The following is a 13,516-nucleotide window of genomic DNA, read 5'->3' on the forward strand; positions in this document are numbered from 1 at the left end:
CCCCCACCCGAGACCCCCATGCGCCGCAGCCTCCTCGCCCTCGTCGTCCTTGCGGCCAGTCCCGCCCTCGGCGCGCCGCTGACCAACGACCCGTCCGGATGCGGCGGCGACGCCTATTCCTCCGCCGAGGTGGTGGAGGGGCGCCGCCCCCGGCGCGGCCCGATCACCGCCATGCCCGACACCCTCTGCGCCGATCTCGCCGCGCCCGCCCGCCCGAACGGCGTCGATTTCTACGGCGCTCCGGGCGTGTACGGTCCTGGCGGATACGGGGTTGGCGGTTACGGCGACGGGTATGGACCGGGCGGCGGATACGACGCGGGCGGCCCCGGGCCCGGCGGCCTTGGCGATGGCGGGGTCTACGCCCCATATGGGGAACGGCTGCCGCCTCGCCCGCGCCGGGGCAACTGAGGGTTCCTCACGCGACGCCCGCGAAACCGCCTTTGCTCGAGATCGGGCCGGGCGGTGGACGGGTGTCTCGCGGGGCATGCTCGGAGCGGGGTTCGCCCCGCGTGACACCTCCCCGTCGCCGGTTCGTCTCGCCGAAGGGACCGCCCCTCGCCCATGATCCGCCCTTCCCTCCCCCCGCAGGCCCGCGCACGCGGTGTCACGGCGGTGCTCGGGCCGACCAACACCGGCAAGACCCACCTCGCCATCGAGCGGATGCTCGCCCACCCCACGGGGATGATCGGCCTGCCCCTGCGGCTGCTGGCCCGCGAGGTCTACCTGCGGGTGGTGGCCAAGGTCGGCGTCGACAAGGTCGCCCTCGTGACGGGCGAGGAGAAGATCAAGCCCGACCGGCCGCGCTACTGGATCTCCACCATCGAGGCGATGCCGCGCGACCTCGACGTCGCCTATGTCGCCATCGACGAGATCCAGCTCGCCGCCGACATGGACCGGGGCCACGTCTTCACCGACCGCCTGCTGCACCAGCGCGGGCGCGAAGAGACCCTGCTCATCGGCTCCTCGACGATGCTGCCCCTGGTGCAGTCGTTGATTCCCGGCGTGCACACGACGACGCGGCCCCGCCTCTCCCAGCTCACCTTCGCGGGGGAGAAGAAGCTCGGGCGCCTGCCCCGGCGCACGGCCATCGTGGCGTTCTCGGCGGAGGAAGTTTACGCCATCGCCGAACTGATCCGGCGTCAGCGCGGCGGCGCGGCCGTGGTGCTCGGCGCCCTGTCGCCCCGGACCCGCAACGCCCAGGTCGAGCTCTACCAGTCGGGCGAGGTCGATTACCTCATCGCCACGGACGCGGTGGGCATGGGGCTGAACCTCGACGTCGACCACGTCGCCTTCGCGGCGAACTGGAAGTACGACGGCACGCGTTTCCGCAAGCTCACGCCCCCGGAGATGGGCCAGATCGCGGGGCGCGCCGGGCGCCACCTCTCGGACGGCACCTTCGGCTCCACGGGGCGCTGCGCCCCGTTCGAGCCCGAGATGATCGAGGCCCTGGAGAACCACGATTTCGAGCCCCTGCGCGTCCTGCAGTGGCGCAACCCCGACCTCGACTTCTCCTCCCTGAAGGCCCTGCAGGAGAGCCTGGACGAGCATCCGCGCGAGCGGGGCCTCACCCGCGCCCCCATGGGAGAGGACCAGTCGGCGCTGGAAATCCTCATGCGCGAGGACGACATCCGCGACATGGCTTCGACGCCCGCCACGGTGAAGCGCCTATGGGACGTCTGCGGCGTGCCGGATTACCGCAAGGTCCATCCGCAGACCCATGCCGACCTCGTCGCCCAGCTGTTCCGCTTCCTCATGCGGGGCATGGCCGGGCGCATCCCCAACGACTGGTTCGCCAAGCACGTGGCGATGATCGACCGCACGGACGGCGACATCGACGCCCTGTCCCAGCGCATCGCGCAGGGGCGAACCTGGACCTTCGTGGCGAACCGACCGGACTGGCTCATCGATCCGGTGCATTGGCAGGGCGAGACACGTCGGGTAGAGGACAGGCTGTCCGACGCCCTGCACGAACGCCTTGCCAGCCGTTTCGTCGACCGGCGTACCAGCGTCCTGATGCGACGCTTGAGAGAGAATACGATGTTGGAAGCTGAGATCACCGCCGGCGGGGACGTTACCGTCGAGGGACAGCATGTCGGCCATCTGCATGGCTTCCAGTTCGTCCCGGACCCCGGCGCGGAAGGCCATGAGGCCAAGACCCTGCGCAGCGCGGCCGAGAAGGCGCTCGCCGGCGAGATCGAGGCCCGCGCCGAGCGGTTCTCGGCGGCCGCCGACGCGACGCTGGTCCTGAGCCACGACGGCGTCGTGCGCTGGACCGGCGATCCGGTGGCCAAGCTGACGCCCGGCGACAAGCTGTTCGAGCCGCATGTGCGCCTCCTCGCCGACGAGCAGCTCACGGGGCCGGCCCGCGACAAGGTCGAGGCCCGCCTCGTCGCCTGGCTGAAGGCCCACGTGGTGCGCCTCCTCGGCCCCCTCATGGAGATCGAGACGGCGGCCGACCTCACGGGGCTCGCCAAGGGCATCGGCTATCAGGTGGTCGAGTCGCTGGGCGTCCTCGAGCGCGCCAAGGTGATGCACGAGATGCGCACCCTCGACCAGGAGGGCCGCGGGGCGCTTCGCCGCCACGGCGTGCGCTTCGGCGCCTATCACATCTTCCTGCCGGCCCTGCTGAAGCCGGCCCCCCGCACCCTCGCGGCCCAGCTCTGGGCCCTGAAGAACGGCGGCCTCGACCAGCGCGGCCTCGACGAGATCGCCCATCTCGCGAGTTCGGGCCGCACCTCCATCAAGGTCGATCCCGAGATCGCCAAGGGCCTCTACCGCGCCGCCGGATTCCGGGTGTGCGGAGAGCGCGCCGTGCGCGTCGACATCCTCGAGCGCCTCGCTGACCTGATCCGTCCCGCCATCGCCTACCGCCCCGGCACCACGCCGGGCGACGCCCCGGTGGGCGCGGCCGACGGCGATGCCTTCGTCGCCACCGTGGGAATGACCTCCCTCGTCGGCTGCTCGGGCGAGGATTTCGCCTCCATCCTGAAATCCCTCGGCTACGCCGCCGAGACACGCCCCGGCCCGGCCATCACCGTGCCGCTCCTGCCGGCGGCCTCGACCCAGCCGGTCCAGGCGACCGTGTCCACCGAAGCGGCGGCGAGCGGTGGGACCGCCGAAGCCGTGACGGGTGAAGATGCTCCCGGTGAGACGCCGCAGGAGGACGTAACTGCCGGGGAGACCGGCACGGAGTCGACGGTCGAGCCCGGCTCGACGGCCGATTCGGTCGAGGCGCCCTCCGTCGCGGAGGCCGCCGACGCGTCTCCCGCCGAGCCTGCGGCGGACGCTCCCGAGCCGGCGAGCGCAGAGGCCGCCGAAACCGTCGCGCCGGAGCCCGTGGCCGAGGCAGCGAGCCTCGCCGACGCGGCCGAGCAGCCCGCCGACGCCACGACCACCGAGGCGACGCAGGCGTCAGACGCGCCGGGAGCCGACGAGACTCATCCCGTCGAGACCGGAACCGTGGAGGCGCCCGCCGAGGGCGAGGCGGCGTCGACGGAGAGTGAAAGCGCCCCCGCCGAGGTCGCGACCGTCGAGGTCTGGCGCCTCCAGCGCCAGCAGCGCAGCGCCCCGCGCCAGAACCGCCCCCGCGGCGGTGGCCGCGAGCGGGATGGCGCGGCCGCCCGCGCCCCCGGCGAGGGTCGGCCGGACCAGCGCCGGTCCGCCGGCGCTCCCGATGGTCAGGGCCGTCCGCGCAGTGGCCAGCCGGGCGATCGCCCCGAGGGCGGCCGTCGCGAGGGCGGGCGTCCGGAGAACGGTCGCCCGCAGCGCCGCGAGCGTTTCGAGCCCGGTCGGACCCGGCCGGAGCGCCGCGACGAGCCCCGCGCGGCTCCGCGCGACGAGCCGCGTCCGCAGCGCAGGGAACGCGCTCCGGATCCGGATTCGCCCTTCGCCAAGCTCGCCGCCCTCAAGGCGCAGCTCGAATCGGGCGGTGGGGACAAGCGGTGACGCGTCCGTGAGCCGATGAAGCCGGGGCGGCAGCGTCTCGACAAATGGCTGTGGTTCGCGCGATTCGCGCGAACCCGAACCTTGGCCGCGCGTCTCGTGGAAGCCGGCCATGTCCGGGTGAACGGGCGCAGGGCGGACGCCGCCGCGACCGCCATCGCGATCGGCGACGTGGTCACCGTAGCGGCGGCCCATACCACCGCCCTCGTCCGTGTGCTCGACCTCGGCGAGCGCCGGGGCGGCGCCCCAGAAGCCCAGACGCTCTACGCCGCCCTCGACCCGCCGCAGGGCTGATCCGAACGCCGCCCCGTCGATGGAAGGTGCGGACGATTCACAGGTCCGGCGCCGTGGCGTGCATACGACACCGGAGCCGTCCCTGCGCCGGGCATCGCCGGTGCGCTTGTCAGCCCTTCGGCCAGGGTCTAGAGCCACCCCCATCAGGCAAGAGCGGGTGTCGTCCCGTCCCGTGTCCAAGCGTCAATGGATCCGCGAAGCCATCGAGACGGCGGGCTTGCCCCGTCGAGGCCCTGGCGAGTGCGGATCGAGGACTGAAGGCCCCATGACCTACGTCGTCACCGACAACTGCATCAAGTGCAAGTACATGGACTGCGTCGAGGTATGTCCGGTGGACTGCTTCTACGAAGGCGAGAACATGCTCGTCATCCACCCCGACGAGTGCATCGATTGCGGCGTGTGCGAGCCGGAATGCCCGGCCGAGGCGATCAAGCCCGACACGGAGCCGAGCCTTGAGACCTGGCTGAAGGTCAACGCCGATTACGCCAAGACTTGGCCGAACATCACCCAGAAGAAGGACGCCCCCTCCGACGCGAAGGAGTGGGACGGCGTCGCCGGCAAGTTCGAGGCACACTTCTCGGCGAGCCCCGGCACCGGCGACTGAGGCATCGCCCGAGCCGCGATGGTGACGGCTCCGGAGGACGCGCACGGCCGCCGGGCTCTCCCCGCGAAAACGCAGGGGCCTGCGTCAAAGCGATGCGTTCGGGTGGGGATTCGAGCGGGATGCGGCGTGAGCCTGCGCCGGCAATCCTTTGATTCGGCGGCCTGAATGTGCTATGCCTATGGCCTGCCGTCGTTCGTGCTCGACGTGTTGCCTCCGGCCTTCACCAGATGGCCCTCTCACAACTTGAGAAAATGAGGTCGCATGCGATCGACCGCCGGAGGCGCCCAACGCCTTCTGCGGCCGATCCTTCGTTGCGCTGTGTCGGCTGGCCCGGGAAACCTTGGGTTCGGCGTCCTTCGGATACCGAATTCGTGGCCAAGGGCCGAGACCGGGTGACCCACCCCGGGATTACCGTTCGGCGCGGCGATCGGACCCGCGCGATGTTCTGGAGGCGCTTCTCGCATGACCACAGCCAAGAAGACGACGGCAGCAGGCCGGCAAGGCTTCAAGACCGGCGAAGCGGTCGTCTATCCGGCGCATGGTGTCGGGCGCATCACCGCCATCGAGGAGCAGGAGATCGCCGGCTACAAGCTCGAGTTGTTCGTTGTCTCGTTCGAGAAGGACAAGATGGTTCTGCGCGTTCCCACCGCGAAGGCCAACAGCGTCGGCATGCGCAAGCTGGCCGAGCCCGAGCTCGTTAAGAAGGCCCTCGACGTTCTCACCGGTCGGGCCCGGATCAAGCGCACCATGTGGTCGCGTCGCGCCCAGGAATACGAGGCCAAGATCAATTCCGGCGATCTGCTGTCGGTCACCGAGGTCGTGCGCGATCTCTACCGCTCCGAGGCCCAACCCGAGCAGTCCTACAGCGAGCGCCAGCTCTACGAAGCCGCCCTCGACCGGGTGGTGCGCGAGATTTCGTCGGTCAACCGCATCACCGAGACCGAGGCCCTGAAGCTCATCGAGCAGAGCCTCGCCAAATCCCCGCGCCGCGCCAAGGGCGAGGCGGAAGCCGAGGGCGAAGCCGATGCCGACGAGATTCAGGAGGAGGCGGCCTGAGCCGCGCCTCCCCTTTCCTGATCCGATTTCGGGCCCGGCGCATCAGCGTCGGGCCTTTTCGTTTGTCGCGGCGGCCGGGTCACGAAAAAGCGACCGGCTCACCCGGTCCCGCATCGGGAACAATCGTCTGGACGACCCCGTTGTCTGTCGCCACGCGAGGGACCTGAAAGCGACCCGTCTGACGGGACGCGGCGACCACGCGGCAGAAACGAACGTTTCAACGAGGCGGAGGCGGGGATGGCGGACATCGCTGGAATACGGCGTCAGTTCATACGCACGGCGATGGAAGCGCCTTTCCTGGCCCGAGACGAAGAACGCGGCCTCGCCGTTCGGTGGAAGGACAAGCGGGACGAGCGTGCGCTGCATGGCCTCATCGAGGCTCATATGCGCCTCGTCATCGCCATTGCCGGGCGGTTTCGTCATTACGGCTTGCCGATGGCGGACCTCATTCAGGAAGGCCATGTTGGTTTGATGGAAGCCGCCGCCCGATTCGAGCCGGATCGGGAGGTGCGTTTCTCGACCTACGCGACGTGGTGGATCCGCGCCTCGATCCAGGATTACATCCTGCGCAATTGGTCCATCGTCCGCGGTGGAACGAGTTCCGCGCAGAAGGCCCTGTTCTTCAATCTCCGGCGTCTTCGTGCCCGCCTGATGCAATCGACCGAGGAGCATGTGGGCGACGAGATTCATCGTCGCATCGCCACCGCCATCGGCGTCTCGCGCGAGGATGTGGCCCTCATGGACGCGCGCCTGTCGGGTCCCGACATGTCGCTCAATGCCCCCGTGGGCGAGGAGAGCGAAGCGTCGTCCGAGCGGATGGATTTCCTCGTGGATGGTGCGGCGCTGCCGGACGAGACCGTCTCCGCTCAGGTCGATGGCGAGCGGCGCCTGACCTGGCTCAACGAAGCCCTGGCGGTTCTCTCGGAGCGCGAGTTGCGTATCCTCAAGGAGCGCCGCCTGGCCGAGGATCAGGCGACCCTCGAAGCCTTGGGACTCCGCCTTGGCATCTCGAAGGAGCGCGTCCGCCAGATCGAGAACCGCGCCTTGGAAAAGCTGCGGCGCGCCCTGGCCGAGCGTTTCCCGCAAACGGCTGGCAACGTCTACGCCTAACGGATGGGTGCGGCGAACGTCACAGACCCAAGTTTGGGTGGCGGTGTGGCTTAATTAGAACATAAGAGTACTTCCTCTCCTGATGGGCATCGCGTTAACGTCATCGCCAGATGGGTGGCAGACGCGATGGCTAGGTTCGCAACGATCACTTGGAGATCGATCACGGTGCTGCCGCTGCTCATCGGCGCATCCGCCGGGGTCGTGATTCTGTTCGCCCTGAGCCAGCGATTCTCTCTGCATTTCAGCGCCGGTCTTCTTCTGAGCGTCCTCGCGGTGGTTGAGGTCGGATATCTCGCCCTCCTGATCGTTGTGAACCGGAACGGTCATACGCTGCCGCGTCGGTCCAGATCCCTGCGGTGAGGAACACGAGCGCGGATCGGTCCGGCTCGTCCCATCATCGTCCTGGCGCCGAGACATGGCCCGAGGCGGAGCCGGAGCCATGCGAAGGACACGGGATCTGGCGCGTTGAATTGACCCTCGACGACGGGCGCCGCGCGCGTTGCCTCTCGGTCCTCGATGGAAGCGAGCGCATCCGGGCCGAGCGGTTCCTGAGACGTGAGGATCGCGACCGCTTCCTCGCCAGTCATGCCGCCCTGCGCGTCGTCCTCGGCGCCGTCCTGGGTATTGAACCTGCTGCCGTTGCCTTCGCAGTCTCGCCGACGGGTCGACCGAGCTTGGTCGGACAGCATGCTGGACGCCTCGACTTCAACCTCTCGCATTCCGGCACGCACGCCCTCGTGGCCCTCTCCACCACGGCGCGGATCGGCGTCGATATCGAGGTCCACCGGCCAATTCCCGACCTCCTCAGGATCGCACGCACTCATTTCCACCCCCGCGAAATCGCCGCCCTCGAAGAAGCCGGGCCGGAACGGGAAGCGGCGTTCTTCGCGGCCTGGACGGCGAAGGAGGCCTTCGTGAAGGCCATCGGCGCGGGCCTGTCGATGCCCCTCGATGCCTTCGCCGTCGCGATTCCCCCCGCTCCCGCCGAACTCCTCGAGGCGGGGGGGGTACCGGCCCCAGCCTGGACCCTCATCGGCCTCGCTCCCGTGCCGGGGGTGACCGGGGCCGTGGCCATCGACGCGCCCCGTGCTCGCTGCCGAAGGGCACGGCTCCCTGCGGATTGGGCGGATCGGCTCTCGGTCTGAAGGCTTTCGGCTCGGTGGCGTTCGCCCTGAAGAAAGCGCACCCAAAGGCCAATGATCCGCTTGCAGGCCGCGTTAGGCCTCGCTATAGGTCCGCTCGTCGGCGCAGCGCGCCGGCCTTCGGAGTGTAGCGCAGTCTGGTAGCGCACCACGTTCGGGACGTGGGGGTCGCAGGTTCAAATCCTGCCACTCCGACCAGCCTTCCCTGGGAAGGCGGTCTTCCCGGCTCAGAGAGCACAAGCAATTCTTTAGAGTGAGCCTGTAGGTCTCGGCCATGCGTTGGTCGGGCGAAGCCCCGTTCCGCGCTCGCTACGGACTTGAACGTCGCCATGCTCGAACACGATGGTCATTGTGTCCGAGAGGAGCATGGCGTCCAAGGAGGCCATGACCTCTCTACGGCTCATGGCGTCGCGTGCTGGCCGTTCGGAACTCATACGGACCGCGTGACCGTCCCGGCCACCCTGCCGGATGGCCGGGCCTGGCCCAACCTTCTCATCCTCACGGCATCGGCACCCGACGCCCCCGGCTTTCGAGCCACCGCCGCCTCCGTCACGGCACAGGGATACGGACCGGTCGAGCATCACGCCATCCCGCCCGGTCCAGAGGCAGCCGCCGCGTGCGTCGATGCCCTGCTGTCGGAGACCGGCGCCGACTACGTCCTCGTCTTGCGCGCCGGGGATCTGCTGGCCCCCGGCGCCCTGGCGGCCCTCGCCCTGGAGGCGTTTCTCGACAGCGCCGACGTGGTCACCGGTCTGCGGGTGCTGTTCGGCGCGGCGGTGCTCGGCCTCGATGCCGTGGCGCAAGACCCCGGGCTCCTCGACGGGGCCGTGCCGAGCGGAAGCCTCGGTGCCTTCACGGGCGGCGAATGCCTGCTGTCACGGGCGGCGCTCCACCGGGCGGGGGGTCTCGATTTATCGCTTGCGCATCCCATCGCCGACCTGTGGCCCCGCCTCGCGGGCCTGCGCCTCGCCCGGATCGGCCGGCCCGTCCTGCTGCAATACGAACAGGACCTCGTCCCGGTACCGCCGCCGCCGGGACTCGCCATTGCGGCACTCACGGATCACGGCGCCGTCGGCGGAGCCGGCATTGCCCATCGGCGGCTGACCGAGGCCCTCGTCCTCGCGGGCCACGGGGTGACGAACCACCGGCTCGCCGGCGAGATCGTGCCGGCGGGGGCCGAGTGGCAGGACAGCTTCCCCCGCACGGAAGCGGCGATCCGCGACGGCGGCTACGATCTCCTCCTCGTGGGTAACATCCACGGCGCCACGCGTCGGCCCGGCATCCTCGCCCGCCTCGGACGACATCTGCCCATCGCCATCGTGCTGCACGATCTGTTCTCCATAACGGGCCGTTGCGCCTTCCCCTGGGGATGCACCCGCCTCGTCACGGGCTGCGACGCCCTATGCCCGACCGCGACGCAGTATCCGCACCTCGCCCCGTCCCGCATCGCCGGAATGCACGCCGAGAAGCGCGCCTTCCTCACGGCGGCCGATGGCCCCCTGCTCCTGGCGAACTCGGCCTGGACCCACGACTACACCCGCGCGAACGCCCCCGCCGACACGGCCCTCGCCCGGATCGACCTCGCGTTCCCCGCCGGGGCGTTCCGGCCCGGTGACCGCGCGGCCCTGCGGCGGCACCTCGGCCTGCCGGCCGGGGACGTGCTCGTGATGTTCGCCGCCGTCATCGCCGATGCCCCGGGCAAGGGCTTCCTCGACCTCGCCGCGACCCTGCGCCGGCTCGCGCGGCCGGGCCTCGGCTTCGTGGTCGTCGGGCGTCTCGACGATCCCGCCGCCCTCGGCCTGCCGAACCTCTTCGTCGCCGGCCCCATCGGCGACGAGGCGATCCTGGCGCAATGGTACGGGGCCTGCGACATCCACGTGACCGCGAGCCTCAACGAGACCCTCGGGCAGACGCCGGTGGAGGCGGGCCTGTGCGGCATCCCCACCGTCGCCTACCGCGCCTCGGGCCTGACCACGGCGGTGATCGACGGCGTCTCGGGTCTCCTCGTGCCGCACAGGCCCGGCGCCCTGGGGGAGGCCCTTGCCACACTGATCGAGGACGAGGACATGCGGCAGCGCCTCGGCGCCTATGCGCGGATCGCCTTTGAGAACCGCTTCACCCATGCCGCAGCGGCCCTGCGCTTCAACGATGTCCTCGTCGCGCGCGGTCTCGTGCCCGCGCCGATCGATGGACGCCTGCGCTTCTCGCCGGCCCTCCTCGGGCGGTTCGCCTTCGCGCAGGATCGCCACCCGGGCGAATCCGGCACCGTGCCGGCCCCCTCCTCCGCTCCCATCCGCCTCCTGCGTCGGGCCAAGCGCGCCGTCCTGGGGCGGGATCTGCCGCTGTGGGTCCGGCGCGGCCTCTATGCCGGCAGCTTCCTCGCGCGAACGTTGAGACGCCACCGATGAACGCCGCCCCACCGCGTCCCGTCTATCTCGACCTCACCAACCTGCGCGGCCACGTGACCGGGATCGAGCGCGTCGCCCTCGATCTGTTCGCTCCGGAGAACCTGGCCCCCCACGAGGTCCGCCCCGTGCGCAGCGGCAGCGTGCCCGGCATGATGCTCGCCCAGCATCTCGGCCTGCCGGCGCGGGCGCTCGCCGATCGCTCGGCCCTGTTCGTCTTCCCCGGTTTCCCGCCGGGCCCCCTCAGCGTCGCCTTCGGGGCACGCTGCATCACCTACGTCCACGACACCTTCCTGATCACCCGGCCGCAGGACCTCAGCTGGAAGAGCCGGCTCTACATGGCGCCGAGCTTTGCCTTCGCCATGCGGTTCGGCCGCCGCTTCCTCGTCAATTCCCGCACCACGGGCGAGGCCGTGCGCGACGTCTGCCGGTCCCGCGCCCTCGTGGCCCTGCTGCGGCCGGGGGTGCGCGACGTGTTCGGCCTCGCCGGGATGGCCGGGACGGCGGCCTACGATCCGGCAAAACCCCTGCGGCTGCTCGCCATCGGCACCATAGAACCGCGCAAGGATTACCCGGCGGCCATCGCCATCGTGGCGGCCCTCAACGCCGCCGGAATTCCGGCGGAGCTGCACGTCGTCGGCCGCGTCGGCTGGGGCCGTCACCCCTTCCTCGAGGCGCCGCCGCCCTTCCTCACCCTCCACGGCTATGTCGACGATGCCGGCCTGCGCCGCCTCGCCGAGAGCTGCCACCTCCTGCTCTCCACCTCGAAGGCCGAAGGCCTCGGCCTGCCCCTCCTCGAGGTCCAGCACGGCGGGCTGCCCGTCGTCGCCCCGCAGGGCGCTGTGTTCTCGGAGGTGCTCGGATCCTCGGCCCTGTTCATCGCGCCGGACGATCCCGAGGGCTCGGCCGCCCGCATCGCGGATTGGGCACGGACAGCTCTGCCGCGGGCGGCGGCGGCCTCGCGGGCCAACGTCGCCCGCTGGAACGGCCTCGCCACCGCGGACGCCGCCCGGTTCCGCGCCTTCCTGGACTGGGGACCGGCCGCCTACGCGGATTCGAACGGCGTCGTTCCCCCACGGGGATGACCGCCGAATTCGACGCCAAGCACAATGAAAACTCCATCGCTCTGCGACCAGGGGAGTTTTCCCGTGAAAAGTGTTCCCTAACCATAATCGCGCGGCGATGGGGGTCCGCCCGTGAAATCCGCGCGGCGCTGGTGCCTTGCTAGCGTCTTGTACACGGGCGCACCGTCAACCTGATCCCTGGTCGCGCGCCCTTCTTCACCGGCACGGATCGGGACGGCACGGATTGGCATGCCGGCTGCGAATCACGCCTCATCCACGTCCACGACGGGGGCATCCGTGCCGGATCGGCACGGGCTTTCCCCGGGTGGGACGGAACGGGGTGCGGGGCGTCACCCCGAAGCGGGATGGTCGGGAGACGGAACGATGTTCGATTTCGGGACGACGATGCGGGGTGAGCCGATCGCCATGGGGCGCACGGCACCAGCCCCCGATACCGCCGCCATCCTGCGCTGGCTCCGTCAAGGCACCGGCGTCATCGTGTTGTCGGGCGTCACCGCCGTGGTCCTCGCCGTCCTCGGCCTCAACCTGCTCAAGCCGACCTACACCTCGGTGCTGCAGATCCTCGTCGATCCCACCGACCTCTCCGTCATCGCCAACGATCTCACCAACCGTTCACCGCAGGCCGATAGCGGCGTCTCCATCGCCGAAAGCCAGGCGCGGGTGATCCAGTCCGACAGCGTTCTGCGCCCCGTCGTGGAGCGCCTGGGCCTCGGCAGCGACGACGAGTTCGTGCGCGAGCCTTCGACCAATCCCGTCGTGGTCGCCATGAAGGACCTGCTCGGCCTCGAACCGCCACCCGGGAACCGCGACGCCAACAACATCGCCCTCGACACCCTGCGGACGAAGCTCGGCGTGCGCCGGGCGGAGCGGACCTTCGTCATCGACGTCTATGTCCAGACCCTGGACCCGGAGAAATCGGCCCGCATCGCCAACGCCATCGGCGACGCCTATTTCGCCGAGGAGGCCCGCGCCCGGACAGACGCGGCCCGGCGCGCCTCCGATGCCCTCACGGCCCGGCTCACCGGCCTGCGGCGCAGCGTCGAGGAAGCCGAGGGCAAGGTGGTGAAGTACCGGGAAGCGAACCGCCTCGTGACCACGAGCGGACGCCTCCTCAGCGACCAGCAGTTGAGCGACCTCAACCAGCAGCTCGTCAGCGCCACGATCCGCACGGCCGAAGCCCAGTCGCGCCTCGATCAGGCCCGGCGGATGCAGACGAGCGAGGCTGGCACGGCTCTGCCGGAAATGCTGCAATCCCTCGAGATGCAGAACCTTCGGCAGGCCTACGCCACCCTGTCGCGCAACACCGCCGAACTGGCGACGCGCCTGGGCGAGAGACACCCCGCCATGGCCGAGCAATACGCCCAGCAACGGGACCTCCAGCGCCTGATCCAGCGCGAGAAGGAGCGGATCATCGAAACCTCGCAGAAGGATTACGACCGGGCCGCCGCGAGCGAGGCGGCCGTGCGCAAAAGCCTCGATCGGGCGAAGGTCGAGACCGCCGGAAACGACCGGGCCAATGTCGGCCTGCGTGAGCTGGAGCGCGAACTCGATGCACGGCGTGCCGTCTACGAGACCTTCCTCAAGCGGGCGCGCGAGACCTCCGAGCAGGAGCGCCTCAACAACTCCAACCTGCGGGTGATCTCGGCGGCGACGCCGGCGCGTCTGCGCAGCTGGCCGCCTTCGCCCAAGGTGATCCTGCCCGTCGCCCTCGTCCTTGGCCTTGGCCTTGGCGCTGGCCTCGCCCTCCTGCGCGGCGCCCGCCGCGACGGGACCCAGCGGACGCCCGCCCCCGTCGGCGCCCGCAGCTTTCGCGCCGTCGACGCCTGACACGGCCGAGCGCTCACGGGGGTCCGTCAGGCGGATCGCCGGAGGGTCGAC

The 13,516-nt window shown here is 70.2% G+C and carries 11 protein-coding genes and 1 tRNA gene; all 12 read left to right on the plus strand.

Going from position 1 to position 13,516, the window contains the following annotated elements; translation table 11 throughout:
• Window positions 1–18 precede the first annotated feature (18 nt).
• The 12 genes from MFF01_RS08060 (at window position 19) to MFF01_RS08115 (ending at window position 13,465) form a co-directional block, all read left to right on the plus strand.
• Window positions 19–408, plus strand: coding sequence for a hypothetical protein (locus tag MFF01_RS08060; RefSeq protein WP_238223750.1), 390 nt, complete (start codon window positions 19–21; stop codon window positions 406–408).
• A gap of 153 nt (window positions 409–561) precedes the next feature.
• On the plus strand, window positions 562–3,945 hold the full coding sequence (locus tag MFF01_RS08065) for a helicase-related protein (RefSeq protein ID WP_238223751.1): 3,384 nt from the start codon (window positions 562–564) through the stop codon (window positions 3,943–3,945).
• 15 nt (window positions 3,946–3,960) lie between these two features.
• Window positions 3,961–4,236 (plus strand): S4 domain-containing protein, encoded by a 276-nt coding sequence (locus MFF01_RS08070; RefSeq protein ID WP_238223752.1) that lies wholly within the window; start codon window positions 3,961–3,963, stop codon window positions 4,234–4,236.
• 265 nt (window positions 4,237–4,501) lie between these two features.
• A complete protein-coding gene (gene fdxA / locus MFF01_RS08075; protein WP_238223753.1) occupies window positions 4,502–4,840 on the plus strand; it encodes a ferredoxin FdxA in 339 nt (112 codons plus the stop codon).
• A gap of 462 nt (window positions 4,841–5,302) precedes the next feature.
• Complete coding sequence (locus MFF01_RS08080) at window positions 5,303–5,896, plus strand: CarD family transcriptional regulator (RefSeq protein ID WP_238223754.1); 594 nt, start codon at window positions 5,303–5,305, stop codon at window positions 5,894–5,896.
• Window positions 5,897–6,133: 237 nt separating this feature from the next.
• Window positions 6,134–7,006 carry an RNA polymerase factor sigma-32 gene (locus MFF01_RS08085; protein ID WP_238223755.1) on the plus strand — a complete coding sequence of 291 codons (873 nt, stop codon included), beginning with the start codon at window positions 6,134–6,136 and terminating at the stop codon, window positions 7,004–7,006.
• A 165-nt stretch (window positions 7,007–7,171) separates the two neighbouring features.
• Window positions 7,172–7,366, plus strand: a complete 195-nt coding sequence (locus tag MFF01_RS08090) for a hypothetical protein (protein WP_238223757.1) — start codon at window positions 7,172–7,174, stop codon at window positions 7,364–7,366.
• 110 nt (window positions 7,367–7,476) lie between these two features.
• A complete protein-coding gene (locus MFF01_RS08095) occupies window positions 7,477–8,151 on the plus strand; it encodes a 4'-phosphopantetheinyl transferase family protein (protein WP_238223760.1) in 675 nt (224 codons plus the stop codon).
• Between the two features lie 118 nt (window positions 8,152–8,269).
• Window positions 8,270–8,346: transfer RNA gene (locus tag MFF01_RS08100), tRNA-Pro, on the plus strand.
• Window positions 8,347–8,591: 245 nt separating this feature from the next.
• Window positions 8,592–10,556 carry a glycosyltransferase gene (locus tag MFF01_RS08105; RefSeq protein ID WP_238223763.1) on the plus strand — a complete coding sequence of 655 codons (1,965 nt, stop codon included), beginning with the start codon at window positions 8,592–8,594 and terminating at the stop codon, window positions 10,554–10,556.
• Window positions 10,553–11,638 (plus strand): glycosyltransferase, encoded by a 1,086-nt coding sequence (locus MFF01_RS08110; protein WP_238223764.1) that lies wholly within the window; start codon window positions 10,553–10,555, stop codon window positions 11,636–11,638. The genes MFF01_RS08105 and MFF01_RS08110 overlap by 4 nt, the downstream gene beginning before the upstream one ends.
• A 363-nt stretch (window positions 11,639–12,001) precedes the next feature.
• Window positions 12,002–13,465, plus strand: a complete 1,464-nt coding sequence (locus MFF01_RS08115) for a GumC family protein (RefSeq protein ID WP_238223765.1) — start codon at window positions 12,002–12,004, stop codon at window positions 13,463–13,465.
• The last annotated feature ends 51 nt before the right edge of the window (window positions 13,466–13,516 follow it).

It is taken from the genome of Methylobacterium adhaesivum, assembly GCF_022179065.1.
GTDB lineage: Bacteria > Pseudomonadota > Alphaproteobacteria > Rhizobiales > Beijerinckiaceae > Methylobacterium > Methylobacterium adhaesivum.